13 protein-coding genes are annotated in these 26,034 nt (G+C 73.8%); 11 read left to right on the top strand and 2 right to left on the bottom strand.

The annotated features are described in order from the left end of the window. Nucleotides 1-61: 61 nt before the first annotated feature. A complete protein-coding gene (locus tag AC07DO_RS00320; protein WP_479056012.1) occupies nucleotides 62-1,765 on the bottom strand; it encodes a serine/threonine-protein kinase in 1,704 nt (567 codons plus the stop codon). A 509-nt stretch (nucleotides 1,766-2,274) separates the two neighbouring features. Here AC07DO_RS00320 and AC07DO_RS00315 point away from each other — a divergent pair. From AC07DO_RS00315 to AC07DO_RS00265, 11 genes are all read left to right on the top strand, one after another. Next, nucleotides 2,275-6,366, top strand: coding sequence for an FHA domain-containing protein (locus AC07DO_RS00315; RefSeq protein ID WP_479056010.1), 4,092 nt, complete (start codon nucleotides 2,275-2,277; stop codon nucleotides 6,364-6,366). Nucleotides 6,367-6,540: 174 nt separating this feature from the next. After that, nucleotides 6,541-7,935, top strand: coding sequence for an ABC transporter substrate-binding protein (locus AC07DO_RS00310; RefSeq protein WP_479056008.1), 1,395 nt, complete (start codon nucleotides 6,541-6,543; stop codon nucleotides 7,933-7,935). Nucleotides 7,936-7,939: 4 nt separating this feature from the next. Beyond that, on the top strand, nucleotides 7,940-9,289 hold the full coding sequence (locus AC07DO_RS00305; protein WP_479056006.1) for a carbohydrate ABC transporter permease: 1,350 nt from the start codon (nucleotides 7,940-7,942) through the stop codon (nucleotides 9,287-9,289). Continuing rightward, the gene (locus AC07DO_RS00300; RefSeq protein WP_479056005.1) at nucleotides 9,286-10,167 is read left to right on the top strand and encodes a carbohydrate ABC transporter permease; all 882 of its coding nucleotides are present in this window, start codon (nucleotides 9,286-9,288) and stop codon (nucleotides 10,165-10,167) included. The genes AC07DO_RS00305 and AC07DO_RS00300 overlap by 4 nt, the downstream gene beginning before the upstream one ends. A gap of 187 nt (nucleotides 10,168-10,354) precedes the next feature. Next, nucleotides 10,355-12,613 (top strand): bifunctional glycosyltransferase/CDP-glycerol:glycerophosphate glycerophosphotransferase, encoded by a 2,259-nt coding sequence (locus AC07DO_RS00295; RefSeq protein ID WP_479056004.1) that lies wholly within the window; start codon nucleotides 10,355-10,357, stop codon nucleotides 12,611-12,613. 45 nt (nucleotides 12,614-12,658) lie between these two features. Further along, nucleotides 12,659-14,911, top strand: a complete 2,253-nt coding sequence (locus tag AC07DO_RS00290) for a bifunctional glycosyltransferase/CDP-glycerol:glycerophosphate glycerophosphotransferase (RefSeq protein ID WP_479056002.1) — start codon at nucleotides 12,659-12,661, stop codon at nucleotides 14,909-14,911. A gap of 55 nt (nucleotides 14,912-14,966) precedes the next feature. Further along, the gene (locus tag AC07DO_RS00285) at nucleotides 14,967-17,207 is read left to right on the top strand and encodes a bifunctional glycosyltransferase/CDP-glycerol:glycerophosphate glycerophosphotransferase (protein ID WP_479056000.1); all 2,241 of its coding nucleotides are present in this window, start codon (nucleotides 14,967-14,969) and stop codon (nucleotides 17,205-17,207) included. After that, nucleotides 17,204-18,964, top strand: coding sequence for a hypothetical protein (locus tag AC07DO_RS00280; RefSeq protein WP_479055998.1), 1,761 nt, complete (start codon nucleotides 17,204-17,206; stop codon nucleotides 18,962-18,964). The genes AC07DO_RS00285 and AC07DO_RS00280 overlap by 4 nt, the downstream gene beginning before the upstream one ends. A 38-nt stretch (nucleotides 18,965-19,002) precedes the next feature. Continuing rightward, the gene (locus tag AC07DO_RS00275; protein WP_479055996.1) at nucleotides 19,003-19,923 is read left to right on the top strand and encodes a class I SAM-dependent methyltransferase; all 921 of its coding nucleotides are present in this window, start codon (nucleotides 19,003-19,005) and stop codon (nucleotides 19,921-19,923) included. Nucleotides 19,924-20,031: 108 nt separating this feature from the next. Continuing rightward, entirely contained in the window at nucleotides 20,032-21,000 is a 969-nt protein-coding gene (locus AC07DO_RS00270; RefSeq protein ID WP_479055995.1) for a hypothetical protein, read from the top strand. Further along, nucleotides 20,997-23,825 (top strand): stealth conserved region 3 domain-containing protein, encoded by a 2,829-nt coding sequence (locus tag AC07DO_RS00265; protein ID WP_479055993.1) that lies wholly within the window; start codon nucleotides 20,997-20,999, stop codon nucleotides 23,823-23,825. Before AC07DO_RS00270 ends, AC07DO_RS00265 begins: the two co-directional genes overlap by 4 nt. Here the strand turns inward: AC07DO_RS00265 and AC07DO_RS00260 are convergent. Next, nucleotides 23,801-25,912 (bottom strand): bifunctional glycosyltransferase/CDP-glycerol:glycerophosphate glycerophosphotransferase, encoded by a 2,112-nt coding sequence (locus AC07DO_RS00260; RefSeq protein WP_479055991.1) that lies wholly within the window; start codon nucleotides 25,910-25,912, stop codon nucleotides 23,801-23,803. The genes AC07DO_RS00265 and AC07DO_RS00260 overlap by 25 nt on opposite strands. Nucleotides 25,913-26,034 lie beyond the last annotated feature (122 nt).

Raw genomic sequence — 26,034 nt, 5'->3', positions numbered from 1 at the left:
TCCGGGAGCAGAAATCACTCTGCAGATGTCGACAAATCCCCAACCTCGGCAGCGGATCCGGCTAGTTGCCGCCGATCTTGCCCATCCAGCCGCTGACCGTGTCGTACCAGTCCCGCATCTGCTCCCAGTACCCCTTCGTCGTCCCGATCCAGTCCTGGAGCGGGCTGAACTCCCAGACCAGCCAGCTCGCCACGAAGAGGATGACGATCGTGAAGAGGCAGCCCTTGAGGCAGCCGAGACCCGGGATCTTCATCGGGTTGGCGCTGCGCTGCCTCGGCTGACGCGGCTCGCGGGGCTCCCGGGTGGGGCGCGGTGCGGGCTGCTGGGGCGGCGCGGCCTGCGGCGGCGCGGCGTACTGCTGCGGCTGGGGCTGGTACTGCTGCTGGGGCGCGGGCGCGTACTGCTGGCGCTGCTGCCGCTGGCCGCGCGGCTGCTGCGGCGCGTACTGCTGCGGCGCGTACTGCTGCGGGTGCGGCTGTTGCTGCTGGGGGCGGGCGACCTGACGCTGGGGGCGGCGGCGCAGCGGGTCCTGCTCGGGGTCCAGGTGCGCCTGGTACTGCGTCTGCTCGTTGCGGTCGCGGGCCGCGGCCATCTGGCTCTGCCAGGGGTGCGGGTCGTTCGGGTCCGCGCCGGGGCCGTTCGGCGGGACCGGCGGCATGACGGCGGTGGGGTCGGCGTTGCCGCCGCGGTTGTTCGGCAGGACGGAGGTCGGGTCGGCGTCGCCCGAGCCGGATCCGTGGCCGCCGGTGCTCCGCATGACGCTGGTCGCGGCGTTCGGGTCGTACGATCCCGCGTTGTTCGGCAGCACCTGCGTCGGGTCGGCCGCACCCGGGGTCTCCGGGACGTGGGCCGGCGACGGGTCCGGCATGAGCAGCGCGCCGACGCCCTCCGCGGCGGCGATCTGCGCCGGGGTGGAGTGGACGCCGACGCCCTCGGCGACGGCGCGCAGGCCGCGGGCGAGGTTCTCGGCGCTCGGGCGGCGGTCCGGGTCCTTGTCGAGGCAGCGCTCGATGACCGTCCACAGCGGGTCGGGGACGGTCGAGGGGCGGCGCGGCTCGGCGCTGAGGTGCTGGTGGAGGACTTCGAGGGCGGAGCCGCCGGAGAACGGCGGGCGCCCGGTGACGAGCTCGTACAGGAGGATGCCCGCGCCGTAGATGTCGACGGCGCTGGTCTGGGGGCGGCCCTCGGCGGACTCCGGCGCGACGTACGCGGGCGTGCCGACGAACTCGTGCGTACGGGTCAGGCCCGGGGAGTCCGCGAGGCGCGCGATGCCGAAGTCGGTGAGCATCGGGTGCATGCCCTGGCTGTCCTGCTTGAGGAGGACGTTCGCGGGCTTCAGGTCGCGGTGCACGACGCCGTCGGCGTGGCTCGCGGCGAGCGCGTCGGCGATCTGGGCGGTGAGCAGGGCCGCCGCGACGGGCGTGAACGGGCCGTTCTCGCGCAGGTAGCGGTGCAGGTCCGGGCCGTCGACGAGGTCCATGACCAGGGCGAGCAGGTCGCCCTCGACGACCAGGTCGCGCGTGCGGACGATGTTCTCGTGCGTCAGCCTGAGCAGGACGGACCGCTCTCTGAGGAAGCGCATCACGACGTCCGCGTCGTTGGCGAGCTCTTCCTTGAGGACCTTGATCGCGACGGTCTCGCCGGGCTGGCCCGGGACGGCCGCCTCGGCGCCCGCGGTCTCCCGCTGGCGGGCTCGCCAGACGGTGCCCGTGGCGCCGCGCCCGAGCGGCTCCTCGAGCAGGTACTTGCTGCCTACCGGCCGCACGTCATGCGCTCCCTGCTGGTCTGGCTGGTCCCGAACCGGACGCTGATCGTGTCCGGGGGGCTGTCCGATGGTGTTCCGACCCACTGTAATGCCGTCGAACATGGCACTGGCCGGTCCGATTCCGCCCGGCCTTTTTCTTTCCGGGGCATTCCGGATCGTTGTTCGGTGGAAAGACGCTCGCCCGTGGCCATTGGTTGCCGAGTGGTTCCGAATCGGCCTCGTCGACTGTTCCGAATCGGTCTCGCCGAGTGGTTCCGAATCGACCTGCGGGCCGGCCGCCGGATCGATCTTCGCTCAACAACGCCTGGAGATACCGCAACGGTCCAAGCAGGCACTTTTCCGAGCAGAGCCGACCAATCAAGATCACTTACAGGTGGCCGCCGGGCGTGTTGTCAGTGACAGGTGCGAGGATGCCTCCAGTACTGGCCGACGTGCCCGTGTGCGGTGGGGGGAATCACAGCGCGTGTCCCCGTGCCGGGCGCCCAGCGCAGAAGGGACCGCTGACGGCGATGCAGATCCGGCTGACCGTCCTCGGGCCGCGCAGCGGCCGGACCGAGCAGCAAGACCGCCCCACGGCGGCGACCGGGCCCCAGGGTGCCTGTGACGTCCTGGTCACCGCGCCCGCGGGGACCGCGCTGGCCGCGGTGGCCTCCGGTCTGGCCACGACCGTGGCGGGCAGCGACGCCCCCCTCGTGCTGTACGCGGGCCCGGACCGCCTCGACGCCCAGCGCTGCACCCTCGGCGAGCCCCCCTTGATCGACGGAGCCGTGCTCTCCCTCGGCGCCCCCGCCGAGCCGGGGCCCGAACTCGCGGGTGCGGCCGCCCAGTTGCACGTGGTGGCGGGTCCGGACGCGGGCGGGGTCCATCTCCTGCACGGCGGCCGGATCCAGATCGGCCGCTCCGCGGCCGCGGACGTCCCGCTGGACGACCCGGACGTCTCCCGCACGCACTGCTCGGTCACGCTCACCCCGGACGGCCGGGTCACGGTCACGGACCTGGGCTCGACGAACGGCACGACGGTGGACGGCAAGGAGGTCACCGACCGCCCGGTGCGGCTCTCCCCCGGCTCCCTGCTCCGCATCGGCGAGTCCGCGCTCCGGCTGACGGACGGCGTGGGCGGCCCCGGGTCCGGCGCGGGCGCGGCGCTCGCGACGGCGCCGGACGGCGAGGGCCACGTGCGCGTGCGGCCCGCCGGGACGGCCCCGCCCACCCTCATGGAGGCGGCACCCCACGGCTCCGCCGCCCACCAGGGCCCCCACGCCCACGGCCCGTCGGGCTGGGGCGGCGAGGGTGCGTACGACGCCGGCCGTGCCCCGTCCGCGTACGGCGCCCGGAGCCCCCAGGGGGCGTACGGCGCGGCGAATGCCCACGGCACGCAGAGCCCGTACGGGGCGTACGGAACCCAGCCCGCGCCGGTCGGGCACGGCACGTCCGGCGGCACCGGCGCCGAGACTCCCGTCGTGCCGCACCAGGGCACCGCCCCCGACACCGAGCGGACCCGTACCGGAACCCCCCCGCGCGGGACGACCGTTCCCCGCAGCCTGCGCAAGCGCGGCGGGTTGTCGGCCTGGGCGCGGCGGCTGACGGGCGGCCGGGACGGCGCCCAGGGCCACGATCCGTACGACGGCCCGGACGGCCCCGACGAGTTCGAGGAGCACGGGGAGTACGGGGAGTACGGGGAGTACGGAGGGCGCGAAGGGCACGACGGGCCCTACGAGACGTACGCGGACGGTGGGCACGCGGGCGACCGCGGGCCGGGACCGCTGGGCCCCTCCCCGGAGGACCTCGCCATAACCGCGGCCGCCCGCACCCCCGAGGCGTGGCCCGATCCCGCCGCCCTGCTCCTCACCGCGCTCGGCCCCGGCCCCCGTCTCTGGGAGCGCGGCCCCGGCCACCCCGAGGCGCTCGCGGTGCGGCTCGGCACGGTCGACCGCGCCCTGCCCGCCGCCGACGGACGCGAAGGGCTGCTGCCCGCCGTCCCCGTCACGGTCGGGCTGCGCGAGGCCGGCTCGCTGGGCCTCGCCGGGCCCCGGGACCGGCTCACCGGCCTGGCCAGGGCGGTCGTCGCGCAGCTCGCCGCGCTGCACTCCCCCGACTCCCTGGAGATCGTGCTGATCAGCACGGACCGGGCGCGCCCGACGGCCGAGCGCACCGCCGAGTGGGCGTGGCTCGGCTGGCTCCCCCATCTGCGGCCCGCGCACGGCCAGGACTGCCGCCTCCTCCTCGCCTACGACCGCGACCAGGCGGCGGCCCGCACGGACGAGCTGATCCGGCGCCTGGACGACCACGTCGCCGACAGCGGCACGGCACGCGCGGGAGCGGCCCCGACCGGTGCCCGCACGGTCGTCGTCGTCGACGGCGACCCCGGGTCCGCGACCCTGCGCGAGTCCACCGCCCGGCTCGCCGGTGAGGGCGCGCAGGCCGGGATCCACGTGGTGTGCCTGGCCGAGACGGTCGCCGCGTCGCCCGCCTCCCCGGTCCTCGACACGTACGAGGCGGCCTGCTCGGTGGCGCCCGCCTTCCGCGCGTGCGGTGCGGCCGCGCTGCTCAGCGGTGACGTGGCGACCGCGCTGCGGCTGATGCGCACGGCGGGCGGGCGGCCCGCGGGCCACGGCACCGTCGCCGCCGTGGACGCCGTGTCGGCGGCCTGGGCCGAGCGGTTCGCGCGGGCCCTCGCGCCCCTGCGCACGGACGGCACGGCCGGTGAGGGCCACGTGCGCGTGTCCGCGCCGCTGCCCCAGTCGGCCCGGCTCCTCGACGAGCTCGGGCTCGCCAGGGCCACGCCCGCCTCGCTGATGGCGCGGTGGGCGGCGGCGGCCGACGACCCCGAGGCTCTCGGCGGGCGCGCCGCCGCCGTGCTCGGCGCGGGTCCGCGCGGCCCGGTCGTCGCCGATCTCGGCGCCGAGGGCCCGCACCTGCTCGCGGAGGGCCCGGCGGGCAGCGGCCGTACGGAACTGCTGCGTTCCGTCGCCGCGTCCCTGGCGGCCGCCGAGCGTCCCGACCGGCTGGGCATCGTGCTCGTCGACGGGCGAGACGGTGTCGGCACGGGCGGTGCCGCCGGACGGCAGGGGACGGGCCTCGGTGTCTGTACGGACCTGCCGCACGTCACCACGCACCTCGTCGCCAACGACCCGGTGCGGATGCGGGCGTTCGCGCAGTCCCTGGCCGCGGAGCTGAAGCGGCGGGCCGAGCTGCTCGGCAGGCTCGGGTTCGCCGAGTGGCACACGCAGCGGGAGGTGTCGGGGCGGATGGTGACGCAGCGCTCGCAGTCGTCCGCGCCCGGAGCCGCCGCGGCCTTCACCGCCCCCGCCGCGACCTCCACGCGTTCCGACGCCGCCTCCGCGACCTCCACACGCCCGGGAGCCGGGCCCTCGGCGGGAGCCGCCCCCTCGGCCCCCGCACGCCCAGGAGCCACCCCCGCGACCTCCGCACGCCCGGGAGCCACCCCCGCGAACCCCTCACGCTCCGAAGCCGCTTCCGCAACCTCCGCACGCCCGGGAGCCGGGCCCTCGGCGGGAGCCGCCCCCTCGGCCCCCGCACGCCCAGGAGCCACCCCCGCGGCCTCCGCACGCCCAGGAGCCACCCCCGCGGCCTCCGCACGCCCGGGAGCCACCCCCGCGAACCCCTCACGCTCCGAAGCCGCTTCCGCAACCTCCGCACGCCCAGGAGCCCCCTCGGCAGGAGCCGCCCCCTCGGCCCCCGCACGCCCAGGAGCCACCCCCGCGACCTCCGCGCGTCCCGATGCCGCCTCCGCGACCTCCACACGCCCAGGAGCCCCCTCGGCAGGAGCCGCCCCCTCGGCCTCCGCACGTTCCGACGCCGCCTCCGCGACCTCCGCCCGCCCGGGAGCCGCCCCCTCGGCGGGAGCCACCCCCGCGACCCCCTCACGCTCCGAAGCCACCCCCGCTGCCGCCCGCCCCACGACCTCCCCATCCGGGGCCTCGTCTTCCGTCTCCTCTGCCGCCTCCCCGGTGCCGTCCGCGGCCTCCGTGCCCGTGCAGGGGCTCGACGGGGACCTCGATCCGCCGTCCAGCGCCACGATGCGGCTGCGGCCCGCCTCGGCGCGGCAGCGGGTGGATCCGGGGCCGCCGCTGCCCCGCCTCGTCGTCCTCGTCGACGACTTCGACGCGCTCCTCTCGCCCGCGCTCGGGTCCCCCGGGCGGCCCGCGGCCGGTTCCGTCGTCCGCGCACTCGAGGCGGTCGCGCGGGACGGTGAGCGCCTCGGCGTGCATCTCGTGGCGACCACCGGGCGCAGTGAGCGGGTCCTGGAGACCGAGCTCGGGCAGCGCGCGTCGCTCCGTGTGGTCCTCGACGCGGTCTCGTCCGGTCCCGAGGAGCCCGCGCCCGGGCGGGGCGAGCTCCGCTCTCCGGACGGCCGGGCCACCGCCTTCCAGGCGGGCCGGGTCACGGGACGCATTCCGCGTACGGCGACGCTGCGGCCCACGGTGGTGCCTCTGGAGTGGGAACGGATGGGCGATCCGCCGGCCCGGCGGCCGGTGCGGGAGCTCGGCAACGGACCGACCGACCTGGCCCTGCTGGCCAGCGCGCTGGAGCGGGCGGCCCGCTCGGTCTCCGCGGACCAGGTGCCGTCCCTGCTCTGACATCACGCCCGTCCCCGAACCTGACAGTCCGTGCAGCTCACCCCAAACCCCATGACGCCACGTCACAACGCCATCACGATCAGCGAGTTGACAGCGCAGGCCATCTTGCCGCCCCTCCCCGCGCGGGCGTAGACCAGACCGCACGGGACTCGCCAGGAAGAGAACGGGGCAGTGATGCGCAGCACTCTTCGTACACGCAGGGCACCGCTACATCGGCGTACCACCGCCAGAATCGCCTCGGCCGTCGTCGCGGGCGCGCTCGCGTTCACCGTCGCCGCGTGCGGCGGCGACGACAGCGACGACGGGGAGAAGGGGAACAAGGGGACGGACGACGACACCGGATCGTCGCTGCGACTGCCCGAGCTGGACGGGGAGAACGTGTCCGTGGCCGCCGTCTGGGGCGGTGCGGAGCGCAAGGTGTTCCTGAAGGTCCTCGACGAGTTCGAGAAGAGGACGGGCGCGGAGGTGTCCTTCGTACCCGCCCAGGACCCGATCATCAGCTTCCTGGAGTCGAAGGTGGCGGGCGGCCAGCCGCCGGACGTCGCGATGCTGCCGCAGGTCGGCGCGATCGAGCAGGCCGTGGCGAACAAGTGGGCCAAGCCGGTCGGCGCCGAGGCGCAGAAGCAGCTCGACAAGAACTACTCGAAGGGGTGGCAGGAGCTCGGCGCGGTCGACGGCAAGCAGTACGGCGTCTACTTCAAGGCCGCCAACAAGTCGCTGGTCTGGTACAACACCGCGGTCTTCGAGAACGCCGGCGTCAAGGTCCCCAAGACCTGGGACGACTTCATGAAGACCGCGCAGACGGTGTACGACTCCGGGGTGCCGCCGGTATCGGTCGCGGGCGCCGACGCGTGGACCCTCACCGACTGGTTCGAGAACATCTACCTCTCGCAGGCGGGTCCGGAGAAGTACGACCAACTCGCCCAGCACAAGATCAAGTGGACGGATCCGTCCGTCAAGGAGGCGCTGACCACGCTCGGCGAGATGTTCGGCAAGAAGGGGTTCGTCGCGGGCGGCGCGAAGGGCGCGCTGCAGACCGAGTTCCCGGTCTCCGTGAAGCAGACCTTCACCGGCGGCGACCAGCCCAAGGCGGGCATGGTCTTCGAGGGCGACATGGTCTCGCTGTCGATCTCGGAGACGAAGGCCGAGGTGGGGACGGACGCGAAGGTGTTCGCCTTCCCGGCGGTCGGCGACGAGTCCCCGGCCGTGGTCGGCGGTGACGCCGCCGTCGCGCTGAAGGACAGCAAGGGCGCGCAGGCGCTCCTCACGTTCCTCGGCTCGCCGGACGCGGCGAAGATCTGGGCCGAGGCGGGCGGCTTCATCTCGCCGAACAAGAACCTGGACATGGCGGCGTACCCGAACGACGTGCAGCGCAACATCGCGAAGAACCTGATCGCGGCGGGCGACGACATCCGCTTCGACATGTCCGACCAGGCCCCGCAGTCCTTCGGCGGTACGCCGGGCAAGGGCGAGTGGAAGGCGCTGCAGGACTTCCTGCAGAACCCGAAGGACGTCGCGGGCACGCAGAAGGCGCTGGAGACCGCCGCGGCCAAGGCGTACAAGGACTGACGCGGTGGCGTCCGCGAACGCCGGGGGTGCGCCGGAGATGGCTCCGCCCCCGGTTCCGACCCCGCGCAAGAGCGTGACCGGCACGCGCAAGGCCATGGCGGTGCTCTTCCTGCTGCCCGCCCTGGTGCTGCTCGGCGCGCTCGTCCTGTACCCGATCGGGTACTCGTTCTTCCGCAGCTTCTTCGACGACTCGGGCGACTTCACCGCGTTCGGCAACTACAAGACGCTCTTCACGGACGACAGCATCCGCACGGCCATCAAGAACAACGCGATCTGGGTGGTCGTGGCGCCCACGGTCGCCACGATCCTCGGTCTGATCTTCGCGGTCCTGACCGAACGGGTGCGCTGGGGCACGGCGTTCAAGCTCGTCATCTTCATGCCGATGGCGATCTCGATGCTGGCCGCGGGCATCATCTTCCGGCTCGTGTACGAGTCGGACCCCGACCGCGGTGTCGCCAACGCCGTGATGGTGAGCGTGCACGACACGTTCTCCGAGGCGTCGGCGTTCCCCCAGGCGCATCCGAGCACCGCGTCGCCGCTGAAGAACGCGGGCGGCGGCGCCTTCATCACCAAGGAACCGGTGAAGGCGGGCACGCCCGTGGTGCTGCCGCTGACCGGCGTACCGCCCGAGGAGATGCCGGACGGCGCGAAGGCGGCGCGGCCCGCGCAGGCCGATCCGCGGCAGGTCACCGGCACGGCCTGGCAGGACTTCACGCGCGGCAAGGGCCGCGGGAAGGCGAACGCCCCCGACAGCACGGAGTTCGGCTACCCCGGCATCAAGATCGAGGCGGTCAGGAACGGTGAGGTGGTGGCGTCCACCGAGGCGGCGGCCGACGGCACGTTCGCGCTGCCGAAGGAGGCCGACGGGGCACAGCTGCGGTATCCGGCGTCCAACTTCCGCGAGGCGTACAACGGCGTCGACTGGCTGGGCCCCACGCTGATCACGCCCTCGATCATCGGGTCCTACCTGTGGATGTGGGCGGGGTTCGCGATGGTGCTGATCGCGGCGGGCCTGGCGAGCGTGCCGCGTGAGCTCCTGGAGGCGGCGCGGGTGGACGGCGCCAACGAGTGGCAGGTGTTCCGCAGGGTGACGGTGCCGCTGCTCGCCCCGATCCTCGCGGTGGTCCTGGTCACGCTCATGATCAACGTACTGAAGATCTTCGACCTGGTCTTCGTGATCCCGCCGGGCTCCTCGAAGGACGAGGCGAACGTGCTCGCGGTCCAGCTGTACAACTCGGCGTTCCTGGACAAGGACTCCGGAGTGGCCAGCGCCATCGCGATGCTGCTCTTCCTCCTCGTGATCCCCGTGATGCTGTTCAACATTCGGCGGATGAGGCGGGAGGCGCGACGGTGACCGCTCAGACCGAGATCGTGAAGGCCAGGCAGTCGCTCGGGGGGCGCATCGCGGCCCTGCTCGGCAGCACCGCGCTGCGGGTGTTCCTGGTCCTTGTGGGGCTGTTCTGGCTGGTGCCGACGATCGGCCTGCTCATCGGCTCGTTCCGCACGCCGGAGGACATGAGCGAGAACGGCTGGTGGAAGGCGTTCAGCGCACCCTCGCAGCTGACCTTCGACAACTACACGACGCTCCTCAAGGACGAGACGATCACCGACTCGATCCTGTCGAGCATCATGATCACCGTCCCCGCGACGCTGCTCGTGGTGGTCATCGGCTCGCTCGCCGGATACGCCTTCGCGTGGATGGAGTTCCCGGGCCGCGACTGGTGGTTCATCGGCGTGGTCGCGCTGCTGGTCGTCCCGGTGCAGGTGGCGCTCGTGCCGATCGCCGACCTGTTCGGCAAGATCGGCATCTTCGAGACCACGATCGGCGTGATCACCTTCCATGTGGCGTTCGGCCTGCCGTTCGCGATCTTCCTTCTGCGGAACTTCTTCGCGGAGATCCCCCGCGAACTCCTGGAGGCGGCGCGGCTCGACGGCGCGGGTGAGCTGCGGCTGTTCCTGCGCGTCGTGATGCCGCTCGGGGCGCCCGCGATCGCCTCGCTCGGCATCTTCCAGTTCCTGTGGGTCTGGAACGACATGCTGATCGCGCTGATCTTCGCCGACTCCAAGAAGCCGCCGATCACGGTCGCGCTCCAGCAGCAGGTGCGGTTCTTCGGCGACAACGTGCAGATCCTGGCACCCGGCGCGTTCATCTCGATGGTGATCCCGCTGGCGGTCTTCTTCGCGTTCCAGCGGCAGTTCGTGTCCGGGGTGATGGCGGGCGCGGTGAAGTAGCGGCGCGACACGCACGTTCAGCGCGACACGCGAGGTCAGCACGGCACGCGATAGCAGACGGGGCGGCTCGGGCGGGTTGACCGGGCCGCCCCCTCGCGTCCATCCCCCGGATGCCACAGCCGGTGTAACGCGATCACCTCTTGAGGCGTTTTAGGGCAGTATGACCGCGCCGACCCATGGATGTGCCTTGCCCCGGTTCAGTGTCATCGTCCCCGCCTACCGGGTGCAGGCGTTCTTGCACGAGTGCCTGGAGTCCGTGCTCGCCCAGTCCTTCAGCGACCTGGAGCTGATCGCGGTCGACGACTGCTCGCCGGACGCGTGCGGCGCGATCATCGACGAGTTCGCCGCCCGGGACGCGCGCGTGAGGGCCGTCCACCTCGAGGAGAACGTCGGTCTCGGCAGGGCACGCAACGCCGGCATGGAGCACGCCACCGGCGACTACCTGATCTTCCTGGACAGCGACGACACCCTGACCCCCGGCTCCCTGCACGCGATCTCCGACCGGATCAAGGAGACCGGCGAGCCGGACGTCCTGATCTACGACTACGCGCGCACCTTCTGGTCCGGCGAGGCCGTCCGCAACCAGTTCGCCGCCCACCTCACCGAGGAGGGCGCCGCCCCCTTCCGGCTCGCCGACCGGCCGGGCCTCCTCAAGGTCCTCATGGTCGCCTGGAACAAGGCGCACCGCCGTGACTTCATCGAGCGCGAGGGCTTCACCTTCCCGCCCGGCTACTACGAGGACACGCCCTGGACGTACCCGCTCCTGATGACGGCGGGCACCCTCGCCACCCTCGACCGGGTCTGCGTGCACTACCGCCAGCGCCGCCAGGGCAACATCCTGGGCACCACGAGCCTCAAGCACTTCGACATCTTCGACCAGTACGACCGGGTCTTCGCGTTCCTCGACGAGCACCCCGAGCTGTCCGCTGCGTGGCGGCCCGTAATGTTCCGGCGCATGGTCGACCACCTGTCGACGATCTTCACCAAGCGGGGCAGGCTGCCGCGCGGCTCCCGGGCCACGTTCCTGCGCAGGGCCCGCTCCCACTACCGGCGCCACCGCGCCCCGGGCGCCCCCGTGCCCACCCGCACCCGGCTGCGGCACGGCCTGGTGCGGCTCGGCTCGCACCGCACGTACCGGAGTCTGTGGGCGGCGCTGCGGCTGCGGTCCCGCGCCCGGCGGTCCGCTTCGTACGCGGTCCGCCGCACGAAGGGCGCCCTGCTCCAGGTGCACTACCGCGTCCAGCTGCGGCTGCCCGTGCGCGACCGCCACGCCGTCTTCTCCTCGTACTGGGGACGCGGCTACGGCTGCAATCCGGGCGCCCTGGAAGCCGCGATGCGCGAGCTCGTGCCGGGCATCAGCACCGCGTGGATCGCCCATCCCCGGCACCACCACACGATCCCGTCGGCGACGCGCAGGCTGCGGCCCGGGTCGGCCGCGTACTGGACGGCGCTCGCCCGCTCCAAGTACCTCGTCAACAACGTCAACTTCGACCGCAGACTGGTCAAGCGGCCCTCCCAGGTCCTCGTCCAGACCCAGCACGGCACGCCCCTCAAGCACATGGGCCTCGACCTCCAGGAGCGCCCCGCGGCCGCGCGCGGCACGGACTTCGCCGCCCTGCTGCGGAACGTCGACAAGTGGGACTACGTGCTGTCGTCGAACCGGCACTCGACGCTCGTGTGGGAGCGGGTGTTCCCCGCCGGGTACACGACGCTCGAATACGGCTATCCCCGCAACGACCGCTTCCAGAAGGCGACTTCCGCCGAGGTGGCCCGGCTGCGGGAGTGCCTCGGCATCCCGCACGGCGCGATCGCCGTCCTGTACGCGCCGACCCACCGCGACTACCGCCGCAGCCAGCTGAGCGCCCTCGACCTGGAGCAGATGCTGCGCGCGCTGGGCCCGCGGTTCGTGGTCCTGACCCGCGCGCACCACTTCTACGACGCGCCGCTCGCCCGCGGCGGCGAGCAGCCGTCCGGGCGGCTCATCGACGTGTCGGACCACCCGAGCGTCGAGTCGCTCTGCCTCGCCTCCGACGCACTGGTCACCGACTACTCGTCCCTGATGTTCGACTACGCCAACCTCGACCGGCCCATCGTGCTGCACGCCGACGACTGGGAGGCCTACGAGGCGGCCCGCGGCACCTACTTCGACGTGCGGGCGTTCCCGCCGGGCGCCGTCGCGCGCAGCGAGGACGAGCTGACCGACATCTTCGCCACCGGCCACTGGGCGGGCTCGCGCTCGGCGCAGCTGCGGCGGGCGTTCCGCGAACGGTTCTGCGCGTACGACGACGGGCGCGCCGCGGAGCGCGTGGTGCGGCACGTGGTGCTCGGCGAGCAGGGCGGGCTGCCGTCCGTGGTGCCCCTGGCGGACCGGCATCCGGTGCCGGGGGGTGCTCCGCGGCCGGACCGGGTGCCGTTCTCGGGGCTCCAGCGGTCCCCGCACCTGTGAGCCGTGTCATGCGAGTCCTGTGGACCCCCACCGAGAGAGGCCGTCTTGCCGCGCTTCAGCATCATCGTCCCCACCCATGACGTGGCGGGGCGGCTCACCGGCTGCCTCGCCTCCGTGCTCGGCCAGTCCTTCGCCGACTTCGAGGTGATCGCGGTCGTCGACTCCCTCGACGAGGGGGCGGGGCCGAGTCCGGCGATCGCGGCCGAGCACGCGGCGCGCGATCCACGGGTGCGGCGCACCCAGTCCCCGCCCGACGCGGGTCTGCCGGGGGCGCGGAACGCGGGGGCGGACGCGGCGGCCGGCGACTACCTGCTCTTCCTCGACGGCGACGACACCCTCACCCCGGGCACGCTCGCGGCGCTCGCCGCCCGGCTCGCCGCGTGCGACGACCCGGACCTGCTGTTCTTCGACCACGAGCGCGTGCACTGGTTCGAGGGCGGTGAGGGCCCGGTCCTCGAACGGCTGTGGGCGGGCGCTCCCGGGGGCACGTTCACCGTGGCGGAGCACGCGGCGCTGCCCGACCCGCTGGTCCCCGCGTTCTCCGTCGCGCACCGGCGCGCCTTCGTGGCCGAGCACGGTCTCGTCTTCACGCCCGGCATGTTCACGGACGTGGTGTGGGGCCTGCAGACCGTCCTGCGAGCGGGGCGGATCGCCGTGCTCGACCGGGTGTGCGTACGTCATCTGCTGCGCCGCCAGGGTGCGCGGCACCGCGCCCCCGGCCTCCACCACATGGAGCTGCTCGACCGGTTCGGGCACGCGATGGCCGACGCCGTCGCGCTCGACGTGCCCGCGCCCGTCGTCGCGCGGGTCTTCCGCAGGTTCTCGCACGAGCTGCTCAAGGCGGCGTCCACGCCCGCGCGGCTGCCCTCGGCGCGGCTGCGGCGGCGCTTCTTCCGGCAGGCCTCGCGGCTGTACCGGCTGCACAGGCCGGCCGGGTTCCGGCCGCCCGCGGGGAGCCTCGGGGTGCAGCACCGGCTGCTCGGGGCGGGGGCGTACGGCGCGTTCTGTGCGCTGCGCGGGCTCAAGTCCCGGGTGGCGGGGGCGCTCACGCTGCTGCGGAAGGTGTGGGGGAGGGCGGAGCGCGGGCTGCCCGGCCGCGGCACGTACGCCGCCTTCCTGCGGCAGCCCGTCGACGAAGGCCTCGCCGTGTTCTCCGCGTACTGGGGGCGCGGCTACTCCTGCAACCCGGCGGCGATCCACGCCAGGGCGCGGGAGCTCGCCCCGCACATCAGGACGGTGTTCCTGGTCTCCGACGCGCGGGCGGCCGCGGGCCTCCCGGAGGGCGTCGAGGGCGTGGAGATCGGCAGCCGCCGCTACTGGGAGGTCATGGCGAGGGCCAAGTACACCTTCAACAACGTCAACTTCGAGATGGCCGTCAAGAAGCGTCCCGGCACGGTGCACGTGCAGACCCAGCACGGCACCCCGCTGAAGCGGATGGGCGTGGACCAGGCGGACTTCCCCGCCACAGCCGCGGCCGCGGGCCCCTTGGCCAAACTGTTGCGGCGCGTGGACCGCTGGGACTTCAACGTGTCCTCCAACCGGCACTCGACGGAGGTGTGGGAGCGCGCGTACCCGGGTGCGTACGAAAGCCTCGACGTCGGGTATCCCCGCAACGACGCCTTCTACCGCGCCTCCGCCGACGACGTGAGCGCGCTCCGCGAGCGGCTCGGGGTGCCCGAGGGCCGCATCGCCGTGCTGTACGCGCCGACCCACCGCGACTACCGCACGGACTTCGCCGCCCAGCTCGACCTGCCCGCGTTCTGCGACGCGCTCGGCGAGGAGTTCGTGGTGCTGCTGCGCGCCCACCACCTGTACGAGGGGTCGGCGGGACTCGAGGAGGTGGTGCGCTCAGGGAAGCTGATCGACGTCACGGAGCACCGCTCCCCCGAGGAGGTGTGCCTGGCCTCGGACGCCCTGGTCACGGACTACTCGTCGATCATGTTCGACTACGCCAATCTGGACCGCCCGATCGTGGTCTACGCCGACGACTGGGACGTCTACCGCGAGACGCGCGGCGTGTACTTCGACCTCCTCGCCGAGCCGCCGGGCGTGGTGGCCCGCACCCCCGACGAGCTGGCGGCGGCGTTCCGCTCCGGCGCGTGGGACGGCCCGCGGGCGGGGGCGCTGCGGGCGGCGTTCCGCGAGCGGTTCTGCGACCTGGACGACGGGCTCGCCGCCGAGCGGGTAGTGCGGCGGGTGCTGCTCGGGGAGCCCGTGGAGCAGCTGCCGCCGGTCGTTCCGCTGCGCGACCGCGTCCCGGCACCGGCGGCGCCCCGCGTGCCGCAGCGCAGGCCGTAACGCGGGCCCCAGCACCGGCCGCAGCTCCCATCCGTCCCGACCGGAGGAAGATCCCGTGCCTCGTTTCAGCATCATCGTCCCCGTCTTCAAGGTGCAGGGCTTCCTGCGCGCGTGCCTCGATTCGGTCCTGACGCAGTCGTTCACCGACATCGAGGTCATCGCGGTCGACGACTGCTCGCCCGACCACTGCGGCGCCATCGTCGACGAGTACGCGGCGGCCGACCCGCGGGTCCGCGCGGTCCACCTGGCCGAGAACGCCGGTCTCGGCGGGGCGCGCAACGCCGGGGTCACGTACGCCACCGGCGACTACCTCCTGTTCCTCGACAGCGACGACAGCTACACGCCGGGCGCGCTCGCGGCGATCGACGAGCGGCTCCGCGTCACCGCCGACCCCGACGTGCTGGTCTTCGACCACGTCCGCACGCACTGGTGGGGTCCTGGCGGCCGGAGCATGACGGCGGACCTGCTCGCCTCCGCGGGCACGGACACGTTCGACGTCCTGGACAGCCCGCGGTACCTGCACCTGTTCCTCGTCGCCTGGAACAAGGCGTACCGGCGCGACTTCTTCACCGGGCACGGATTCACGTACCGCAAAGGGCTCTACGAGGACGCCCCCGTCACGTACCAGGCCCTGGTCTCCGCGCGCCGCGTCGGCTGTCTGGACCGGGTGTGCGTGGAGTACCGGCAGCGCAGGCAGGGCGCCATCACCCGCACCCCGGGGCGCAGGCACTTCGACATCTTTCCGCAGTACGAGGCGCTGTTCGCGTTCCTCGACGCGCACCCGGAACTCGACGCAGCCCGGCCGCTGCTCTTCGAGCGGACGATCAACCACTTCCTGTCGACGCTGCCGAACACCGAGCGCGTTCCCGCCGAGGACCGCGGCGACTTCTACCGCATGATCGTCGCCTTCCACCGGCGCCACAGGCCGGCCGGGTTCACCCCGCCCGACGACGCCTACCGCCTGCAGTGGCGGCTCGCGGCGGGCAGCCCGTACGCCGTGTTCCGGGCCGCGGCGGCGGCGCAGTCGGTCGTCACGGCCGCGCGGGAGAAGAAGCAGCGGCTGCGCAAGGAGGCCGCGAGGAGGGCGAAGAGGACCCTCACCCGCGTGCAGCGCACCCATCCGCTGGACCCGGACCTCGCCGTGTACTCGGCGTTCTCGCACCGCGGCCTGCTCGGCGACCCGGCCGCCGTCCACCAGGCGGCCGGGCTCGTCGCGCCGCACGTCAGGGCGGTGTGGGTGGTGCACCCCGACGTGCTCGACCGGATGCCGCGGGGCGTCGACTTCGTCCTGCCCGACACCCCGGCCTACCACCGGGTGATGAGCCGGGCGACGTACTTCGTCAGCAACGTCAACTGGGCGCCGGGCCTGGTGAAGCGCGAGGGCCAGATCCATGTGCACACCCACCGGGGCACCCCGCTCAAGCACATGGGCGTCGACCTCCTCGGCCGTCCCGCGGCGACGCACCGCCTGAACCTCCGCGGCCAGCTGTGGCGCGCGGACCGCTGGGACTACAGCCTGGTGTCGGGCCGCCACGCGGAACGCGCCTGGGCGAGCGCCTACCCCTGCCGCTTCACCTCGCTGCCGACCGGCGCGCCCCGCAACGACGTCCTCGTCAAGGGCGACCCGCTGCGCGGTGTGGCGGTGCGCCGGCGCCTCGGGATCCCCGACGGCGGCACCGTGGTCCTGTACGCGCCGACGCCCCGCGACCACCGCAAGGGGTACGAGCCGCGCCTCGACTTCGAGCGGCTGGTCCGCGAGGCGGGCCCGGGGGTCACCCTCCTGGTGCGGCTGCACCCGCAGTACGCGCGCGCCGCCGTCCGCGGCCTCCAACTGCGCGACCTGGAGCGGCGCGGCGTGCTCCGCGACGTCACCGACGAGCCGTCCGTCGAGGACCTGATGCTCGCCTCCGACGCGCTGGTGACGGACTACTCGGCCCTGATGTTCGACTACGCGTGCCTGGACCGCCCGATCGTCGTCCACGCGGACGACTGGGAGGTCTTCCAGGTCACCCGCGGCACCTACTTCGACCTCCTCGCGTCACCCCCCGGACACGTCACCACGAGCACGTCGCGGCTGGCGGAGCTGTTCGCCTCCGGCACGTGGCGCGACGAGCGGTCCGCGGCCCTGCGCGACGCGTTCCGCGCGCGGTTCTGCGAGTACGACGACGGCAACGCGGCCGCCCGCGTGGTGTCCCACGTCATGCTCGGCCGGGAGTATCCGCCGCCCGCCATCCCCCAGCAGGACCCGGGCCGCCTCCGTGACGCCGCCTCCAGCCTTTCGAACAGCACGCGATGAGCGGTACGACGACTCCTGCCGTGGGGATCCCGGGGCAGACGGCACGAGGTGCCGGTACCGGCACCGGCACCGACGCCGGCGACCCGAAGAGAGCCGCCTCCCCCTGGTGGGCCGACGCGGCGGCCGTCGTCGGAGGCGGCGCCCTCGTCGCCCTGCACGGGTCGCGGTTCGGCCGGTGGGTGGTCGACGACGCGGCGATCACCTTCGCGTACGCGCGCAGCGTCGACGAAGGGCTCGGGCCGGTCCAACAGGCGGGCGCCGCACCCGTCGAGGGCTACTCCAACCCCGCCTGGCTCGCGCTCCTCGTCGTGGGCCGCCGCCTCGGCCTCTTCGACCACCGGGCCCTGTTCGGCGTCCCGGACCTGGTCCTCTACCCCAAGGCGCTCGGCCTGCTCTGCACCCTCGGGATCCTGGCCGCCGTCGCCTGCGCGGCCCGGCGCCTCGTGGCCCGTTCCTGGCTGGTCACGGCCCTCGCCGGAGTGCTGCTCGGCGCCAACGTCTCCTTCGTGGCCTGGGTGTTCTCCGGCCTGGAGAATCCGCTGTACGCCTGTGTCGCCACGGTCCTCGCGGCCGTGCTCGTACGAGCGGTCGCCGCGGGGAACCTGCCGGGCGGCGGACCCGCCGTGGCCTCCGGTCTGCTCGCCCTGATGGCCGCGCTGACCAGGCCGGACGGCGCGGTGCTCGCGGGCGTGTACCCGCTGCTGCTCCTGCTGACGACGCGGCGAGCGCAGCCGTGGCCACGCCTGCGGGTGAGGGTGCGGGCCGCGGCGCTCGCCACCTGCGCCTTCGCCGTGCCCTACGCGCTGTTCCTCGCCTGGCGCCTCGCCGTCTTCGGACGCCTCGTCCCCAACACGGCGGTCGCCAAGGCCCAGGAGCTGCCCGACGCCGAGCTGTTCACGCACACCACCGGCGACCTCCTCACCTTCGCGGGCTGGCCGGCGGTGCTCGTGGCCGCCGCGCTCGTCGGCATCGCGCTGACCCGGCGCGGCATGCCGCGCACGGCGCTCGCGGCGGTCGTCCTGCCGCTGGCCCTGACGCTGTGCGCGTACGGCGTCCTGGAACCGGACTGGATGGGGATGCACCGGTTCGCGACCCCCGTGTGGCCGCTGGGCGCGCTGGCGCTCGCCGCGGCCGCCGTGGGTCTCGCCGAGCGCGGCGGGCCGCGCCCCCGCGCCGCCGTCGCGGTGGCGCTGAGCACGACGCTGCTCCTGTCGTGGTCCGCACAGCGCGAGAGCGCGGCCGCGTTCCGTGCCGCGCCGACGCTGCCGATGTGTCTCGTCGTCAACCGCGACGGCGTCGTCTTCAACACGTACGCGGACCGGCTCGGCGTCGAGGACGGCTCCCTCCTGCTGCCCAGCCTCGGCGGCACGCTGCTCACCAGCGACCTGACGGTGTACGACCTCGCGGGCCTCACCGAGCCTCGGATCGCGGACGCGCTGGCCGCGGGCGACACCGAGGGGCTGCGGACGTACGCCTTCCGGGAGTTGCGGCCCACCTTCGTCCACGCCGTCGGCGTCTGGGCGCGCAAGGCCGGCATGACGGCTCCCCGGCTGACGGCGGAGGGCTATCTGCCGCTGTACCGCGCGGCCGACGGCGGCGGCGACTGGGTGCGGGCCGACGCGGTGCGGCACCCCGAGCGTCTCGGGCCGCTGCGCGCGTGGGCAGGCCGTGCCGTTCCCGCGGCGTACGAGAGCGGGCGTGACCGTTGCGGTGACGTCCTGCGGCCCGGACAGACAGCCACCCGACCGAGCCACTGACCGATCCGACCGACCGCACCCCTGATGGAGGCCCCCACATGACGACGACCACGGACGGCGAACTGCCGCGCCCCACCACCCTGGAGGACGTACCCGGCTGGTTCTGGCCCCTGGACCAGCGGCTGTTCGCCTGGTTCCTCGGCGAAGGCGCGGCCGGCACCCCGCCGGGCGACCTCCTGGAGATGGGCTGCTACCTCGGCAAGAGCACGGTCGTCATGGGCCGGTTCCTGCGGCCCGAGGAGAAGATGACGGTCTGCGACCTCTTCGGGGCCGACGACGGCTACACCAAGGAGGCCACCAAGGCCTTCTACCAGAAGTCCCTGACCCTGCGCGCCTTCGAGGCCAACTACACGGCCTTCCACGACACGCTGCCCGAGCTGGTCGAGGGCCGCACCGACGTGCTGCCCGAGATCGTCGACGACGCCTCGTGCCGGTTCGTCCACATCGACGCCTCGCACATGTACGACGACGTGCGCGACGACATCCGCACGGCGAGGAACGCGCTGCGCGAGGACGGCGTCCTCGTCCTCGACGACTACCGCACCGAACACACGCCGGGCGTCGCCGCCGCCACGTGGGAAGCCGTGTTCCGCCACGGTCTGCGCCCCGTCATGCTCTCCTCCAACAAGCTGTACGGAACCTGGGGCGATCCGGCGCCGCTGCGGGACGCGCTCCTCGAAGAGCTGCACGCCATGCCGAACTGCGCCCCGGAGATCCAGCGCATCGCGGGACTCGACGTGCTGCGCGCCTCGCGGGCGAAGATCCCCGCGCCGGATCTGGTCACCTCCCGCCACCCGGCGCGCCCCGCCAGGCCCGCCCCCACGGCCGCGCCCGCCCTGCCCGCTCCCCGCGCCCGGGCGGCCGGCACGCCCGCGCGCAGGCCGTCCGCCGTCCGCAGGCTCGCCGTCGACCTGCTGCCGCCGGTGGTGACCAGGGCGGTCCGCAAGGCCCGCCGCTGACCTCGACGAAGGCGCCGGGCGGCACCGGGCAGCGCCGGATGGTGCAAGTTGGTGCGGCGGCCGGGGCGTCCGCGACGACAAGCGGTCAAAGTCGTACACAGTGGAGAAATGGACCACTCCGCCCAGCGGTTCGCCCCGCCACGCCTCGCCCGGCGGCTGCTCACCACCGCGCGAAGCACCCGCTTCCGCCTGGAACGGACCGCCGCGGGCCGGGTGCGCGGCGGTGCCGGGCGGGTCCGGCCGCTCCTGGCGCCCGTGCACCTCTCGCTCCGCGACAGCCGCACCCTCAACGTCGCGCTCGCCGCCCCCCACGGGCCCGGCCGCGCCCGGCTCCTCATCACCCGCGGGCCCCGCGGGATCGCCGTCCCCCTCACGTACGAACCGCACACCGGCGCCACCCCGCTCCTGACCGCCACGGCGACCCTGCGCGGGATGCGGGACGGCGTGTGGCGGCTGACCGTCGAGACGCGGGGTGACGACGGCCGCGTACGCCGGTACGGGCTCGCGCCCGCCGACAGCGGCGCCCCGCCCGCGACGCCGACCGCCCCGCACGCCCCCGACCCGCGGACCGGCACCCTCGTCCGGGTCATGCGGGCCCGCAGCGGGCGGGCGGTGCTCCAGGCGACGCGGTCGCGGCCGCGCGCGGAGCTGGTGCGGTTCGTGCCGTCGGGGGACGGCATCACGGTGCACGGGAGGCTTGTCGCGGGGGGTCTGCCCGGCGCGGCCGAGGCGGTGCGGCGGCGGGACGGGGTGGTCGTGCCCGCCGAAGTGGAGTGGGAGGGCGCGGAGTTCACGCTGCGGGTGCCGCTCGCGGCGATGTCCGGGGCGGGGCCGGGGCAGTGGGTGTGGGACTTCCGCGTGGGGCGGCTGCCCGTCGGGCGGTGGCTGACCGACGTGCGGGACCCCTCCGCCGCCTACCCCACTCCGTTCCGTGTCCACGCGCTGCCCGGCGGCTCGCTCGTCCGGGCGCACGCCCACTTCACCAGGACCGGCGCGTTCGCGGTGACGTGCTGGGACATCACCGACGCCGTGCGGGAGTCCGACGCACCGCGGGACCTCGCGGAGGAGACCTCATGAAGATCACGTATCTGCTGGGCTGGGGCGACGAGATGGGCGGCACCGAGCTCGCCACGTACACCCAGGCCCGGCACCTCGCCGAGCGCCCCGGCGTCGAGGTCGAGGTCGTCTCCGTCTTCCGCACCCGCGCCGAGCCGTTCTTCGCGGAGGCGCGCGAACTGCCGGTGCGCCATCTCGTCGACCGCACCGTCACGCCCGAACGCCCGGTGCGGGAGACCGACTTGGACGACGCGGCGTGCCGGACGCTCGCCGCGCTGCCCAGCGAGCTGATCAAGCCCGCCTGGGAGGACGCCTTCGACCGGCTCTCGGACATCGAGATGACGGCCGCGCTCGGCTCGCTCGACACCGACGTGCTGGTCACCACGACGCCCGCGCTGCTCGCCGCCGCCGTGGCGCTGGTGCCCGCCCGGGTCGTCACCGTCCACCAGGAGCACCGGCCCACCCAGCGGCGCGGCCCGTCCGGCGAGCCGCTGCTGCTGCACGCGCCGCGTCTGGACGCCCTCGTCGCGCTCACCGGCCGCACCCGTGACTGGCTCGCGGAGTCCCTCGGCGCCACCGCCCCCGAGCTCGCCGTCATCCCGAACGCCGTGCCCGACGGCTTCAGGCCGCGCGCGGACGGCGAGAGCAAGGTCATCGTCATGGCGGCGCGCCTGACCGGCGAGAAGCGCGTGGACCACGCCATCAGGGCGTTCGCGCAGGTCGCGGAGGCGCACCCGGAGTGGACGCTGCGGATCTTCGGCAGCGGCCACCGCGAACGCCACCTGCGCAGGCTCGTCGACGGGTTCGGCCTGCACGACCGCGTGGAACTCCTCGGCCCCTGCCAGGACATGGCGGCCGAGTGGGCCAAGGCGGGCCTGAGCCTGATGACGGCCGGGCACAACGAGGCGTTCCCGCTGGTCCTCCTCGAAGCGCTCGCCGCCGGGGTGCCGGTCGTCGCGTACGACGTGCTGACGGGGCCCGCCGAGATCGTCAGGCACCGCGTCGACGGTCTGCTCGTCCCGCCGGGCGCGGTCGACGAACTCGCCCGCGCGATGGGTGAGTTGATGGGCGACGACGAGATGCGGCGCGGCTGTGCGGAGGCTGCGCGCGACGGCGTGTACGCGCGGTTCTCCTCGGCCGGCGTCACCGCGCGCTGGGAGGAGCTGTACACGCGGCTCGTCGCGGGCCGTGACCGTCCCGGGCGGCTGCGCGGACGCGCGGACCGGGTGGCGCTCGGTGTCGCGTCCGGCGGCAGCGGCTTCCGGCCCACGGCGCCGCACACCTTCGACGCGGCGGCCGCCGCCGACGAGCACGCCCGCGAGGACGAGATCCTCGCGGCGGACGGGACGGGCCGCGTCATCCGCTCGGTGGGCCGCCTCGCCGAGCGGCGCGACGACGTCCTCGCCCCGCGGATGGCCGAGTGGAACCTGCGGCTCGTCGCGGACGCCCTGGAGTCGCAGGACGTCCCCTACGTCGTGGTGCGCACCCCGGGCGAGACCGCCCACACGCTGGCCGTCGCCGACGACGACCGGCCCCGCGCGCTGAAGGCCCTGGCGGGGGCGCTGCGCGGGCAGCCGGTCTACGCCGAGCTGGTCAACCCGCGGGACGCGGCGCCCGGCACGGTCCTCGCCGAACGTCTCGACGCCATCGGTGATCTCGCGGGCCTGAAGGTCTTCAAGCCGGTCACCACGACCACGCTGTCGCTGCGGCACGGCACGGGTCTCGCCTGCACGGTGGGGTTCTGGCCGCGGACGCCCGAGGGTGTCTTCCGGTCGCCCTTCGGGGCGACGCTCGCGGGCGCCGAGCTGCCCTCGCTGACCGCCACGGCGACGCTGGACGTGGCGGGGCGCGCGTACCCGACGCTGGACGTGTTCACCGAACTCCTCATCAAGGACGTCGACTTCCCCATCGACGCCGTCTACACCTGGGTCGACGACTCCGACCCCGAGTGGCGTGCCCGGCGCGAGGAGACGCTCGGCGGGGGCGACACGTCGGCCGACGGCGGGGCGGTCCGGTTCCGCAACCGGGACGAGCTGCGGTTCAGCCTGCGGTCGATCGCGATGTACGCGCCGTGGATCCGGCACGTGTACCTGGTCACGGCGGGCCAGACCCCGCCCTGGCTCGACGCCGACCACCCGGGCCTGACCGTCGTCGACCACCGCGACCTGTTCGCCGATCCCGAGGAGTGCCTGCCGACCTTCAACTCGCACGCCATCGAGTCACAGCTGCACCGCGTCGACGGCCTGTCGGAGCACTTCCTCTACTTCAACGACGACATGTTCCTCGGCCGCCCCACCACCCCGGACACGTTCTTCCTCAGCAACGGCCTGGCCCGCTTCTTCTGGTCGTCGGCGTCCGTGCCCGCGCTGCCGGTCGCACCGGACGACGAGGGCTACCTGGCGGCGGCGAAGAACAACCGCGAGCTGCTGCGCGCCGCGTTCGGCAGGACGACGACGCACTCCTTCTTCCACGTGCCGTACGCGTTGCGCCGCAGCATCCTCCAGGAGATCGCCGAGCGCTTCCCCGAGCAGACGGCCGCCACGGCCCGCAGCCGTGTCCGCTCCCGCGGCGACCTCGCGCTGGTCTCCTCGCTGCACCAGCACTACGCGTACCTGACCGGGCGTGCGGTGCCCGCCGGCATCTCGTACGACTTCGTGGACATCGGGGACCGTGCCGACCACGCGCGGCTCGGGCGGCTCCTGCAGAACCGCGACCGGACCGCGTTCTGCATCGGGGAGTCCCCCGACGGCGGGGTGGCGGACGAGGAGATGGCGCTCGCCATCCGCTCGTTCCTGACGGCGTACTTCCCGGTGCGCTCCCCCTACGAGGTGCGGGACGGCTCCTGAGCGCCGGACAGGAACAGCCGCCGGACCACGCGTTCGGCGGCGCGTCCGTCGTCGTAGGGGCAGAAGCGCCGCCGGAACGCCGTCCGCAACGCCGCCGCCTCCGGGGTGTCCCAGCCGCCGTCCGTGAAGAGCGCGGCGAGCTCGTCCTCGGTGGTGGCCACGGCGCCGGGGGTCTCGCCGGGGCGCCCGGAGAGCAGGTCGAAGTAGGTGCCGCGGGCGAGGCGGTAGGCCTGCCAGTCGGGGGCGTACGTCACGATCGGGCGGTCGAGGCAGGCGTAGTCGAACATCAGTGACGAGTAGTCGGTGACGAGGGCGTCGGCGGCCAGGCAGAGCTCCTCCACGCGCGCGTGCCCGGTGACGTCGACGAGCCGCGGGTGGGACTCAAGGCCCGCGTCGCCGCCGTAGAAGTAGTGGGCGCGTACGAGCACGACGTACTCCGGGCCGAGCGCGTCGGCGAAGCGGCGCAGGTCCAGGCGGGGCAGGAAGCCCTTCTGGTAGTCACGGTGGGTGGGCGCGTACAGCAGCACGGTCCGCCCGTCGTCCACCCCGAGCTGCGCCCGCACGCGCGCCACCTCGTCCTCGCCCGCGGTGAAGTACACGTCGTTGCGGGGGTAGCCGGCCTCCAGGGCCTGGTAGGCCACGGAGGGGTAGACGCGCTCCCAGATCTCGGTGGAGTGCGGGTTGGAGGAGAGGCTGAAGTCCCACTGGTCGGTGTGGTCGAGGACCTTCTGGAAGCTGATGCCGTGCGTGCCCGCCGGATAGCGGCGCTGGTCCAGGCCCATCGTCTTGAGGGGGGTGCCGTGGTGGGTCTGGAGGTAGACCTGGCCGGGGCGCTTGGTGAAGCCGCCGGGGAAGCTGGAGTTGTTGACGAGGTACGTGGCCGTGGCCATCGCCTGCCAGTAGCGGCGTGAGCCCTCGATGACGTACTCGACGCCGGGCGGCACCCGGTGCTTGTTGCGGCTGGAGACGACCCACACGCCCCGGACGTGCGGGGCGAGTTCGCGGGCCTTGGCGTGGATGGCGGCCGGGTTGCAGGAGACGCCGCGGTTCCAGTAGGCGCCGTAGACCGCGAGGTGCGGGTCCAGGGGGCGGCGCAGGTCGGCGCGGTAGGCGGCGCGCATGGCGCGGGCCCGCAGCTTCTTCTTCTGCCGCTTCAGCTGCCGGGTGAGGCGCAGCCGCCGCGTCTCGGCCTTGCGGAGGCCTTCGTAGGCGGCGAACGAGGCGGTGGCGAGGGCCTTGCCTTCGGGGGTGCGGGGTGCGGTGCCGCCCGGTGCGTACCGCTGGTGGAGCCGCGCGGCCTCGCGGAAGAAGTCGCGCCGGTCGCTCTCCTTGATCCGCCCGGGGTCGTCGAGGACGGCGAGCAGGTGGGCGGCGGCGTGCGGCAGGAGCCGGGCGCGGTCCTCGGGTCCGGCGGCGGCGAGCAGCTGCTCGTACCGTCCGATCAGCGCGAAGTGGGCCCGGCCCGGGGTCTTGGAGAAGCTGCCCGCGCGCCGCTCGCGCCAGCGCACGCAGGGCCGTTCCACGACGGCGGTGCGCTCGCCCGCGCGGAGGGTCGCGGTGCGGACGGGCACCACGTCCTCGTACGCGCCCGTGGAGAAGGCGAGTTGCCGCTCCTGCCAGAAGCCGTGGCGGAAGACGCGGTTCCAGGCGGCGGGGGTGGCGGCGAGGGGGTCGCCGGTGAGGTCGTCGCCGCCGGGGCGGACGTGCTCCCACCAGTCGACGCGGTCGTGGGCGCAGAGGACGAGGTCCGGGTCGCCGGCCGCCGTGAGCGCCGCGTCGACGGCCTCCAGGGCGCCGGGCAGGAGCAGGTCGTCGCCGTCGAGGAAGAGGAGGTGGCCGCCGGTGGCGCGGTCTGCTCCGATGTTGCGGGCGGGGCCCGTGCCCGCCTGTGCGGGGAGGCGGACGAGTTGCACGCGCGGATCGCGCTCCGCATACTCCCCGGCGATCGCGGCGCAGGCGTCGGGTGACGCGTCGTCGACGACGATCAGTTCGAGGTCGGCGAAGGACTGGGTGAGCACGGAGTCCAGGCATGCGCGCAGGTAGCCCTGGACGCGGTGGACGGGGACGACTACCGAGAAGCGCGTCATGGACACCGACCGTAGCCAGCCGGACACCGCCTGTCGAAGACCGAACGTCACTCGTTGGGGTGGACGAGGGCGAAGACATTGACGCCGGGGAGCCGAGAACGGGCAAAGGGGATGAATATGCC

This window comes from Streptomyces sp. NPDC045678 (assembly GCF_056432085.1).
Note: the sequence above shows the minus strand (reverse complement) of the source record. Positions and strands in the feature narration are given on the sequence as shown.

Excerpts from the sequence above, each read along its gene's own strand:
- AC07DO_RS00315 (WP_479056010.1), top strand. The coding sequence starts at position 2,275 with ATGCAGATCCGGCTGACCGTCCTCGGGCCGCGCAGCGGCCGGACCGAG.
- AC07DO_RS00310 (WP_479056008.1), top strand. The coding sequence starts at position 6,541 with ATGCGCAGCACTCTTCGTACACGCAGGGCACCGCTACATCGGCGTACC.
- AC07DO_RS00280 (WP_479055998.1), top strand. The coding sequence starts at position 17,204 with ATGAGCGGTACGACGACTCCTGCCGTGGGGATCCCGGGGCAGACGGCA.
- AC07DO_RS00275 (WP_479055996.1), top strand. The coding sequence starts at position 19,003 with ATGACGACGACCACGGACGGCGAACTGCCGCGCCCCACCACCCTGGAG.
- AC07DO_RS00270 (WP_479055995.1), top strand. The coding sequence starts at position 20,032 with ATGGACCACTCCGCCCAGCGGTTCGCCCCGCCACGCCTCGCCCGGCGG.
- AC07DO_RS00265 (WP_479055993.1), top strand. The coding sequence starts at position 20,997 with ATGAAGATCACGTATCTGCTGGGCTGGGGCGACGAGATGGGCGGCACC.
- AC07DO_RS00260 (WP_479055991.1), bottom strand. The coding sequence starts at position 25,912 with ATGACGCGCTTCTCGGTAGTCGTCCCCGTCCACCGCGTCCAGGGCTAC.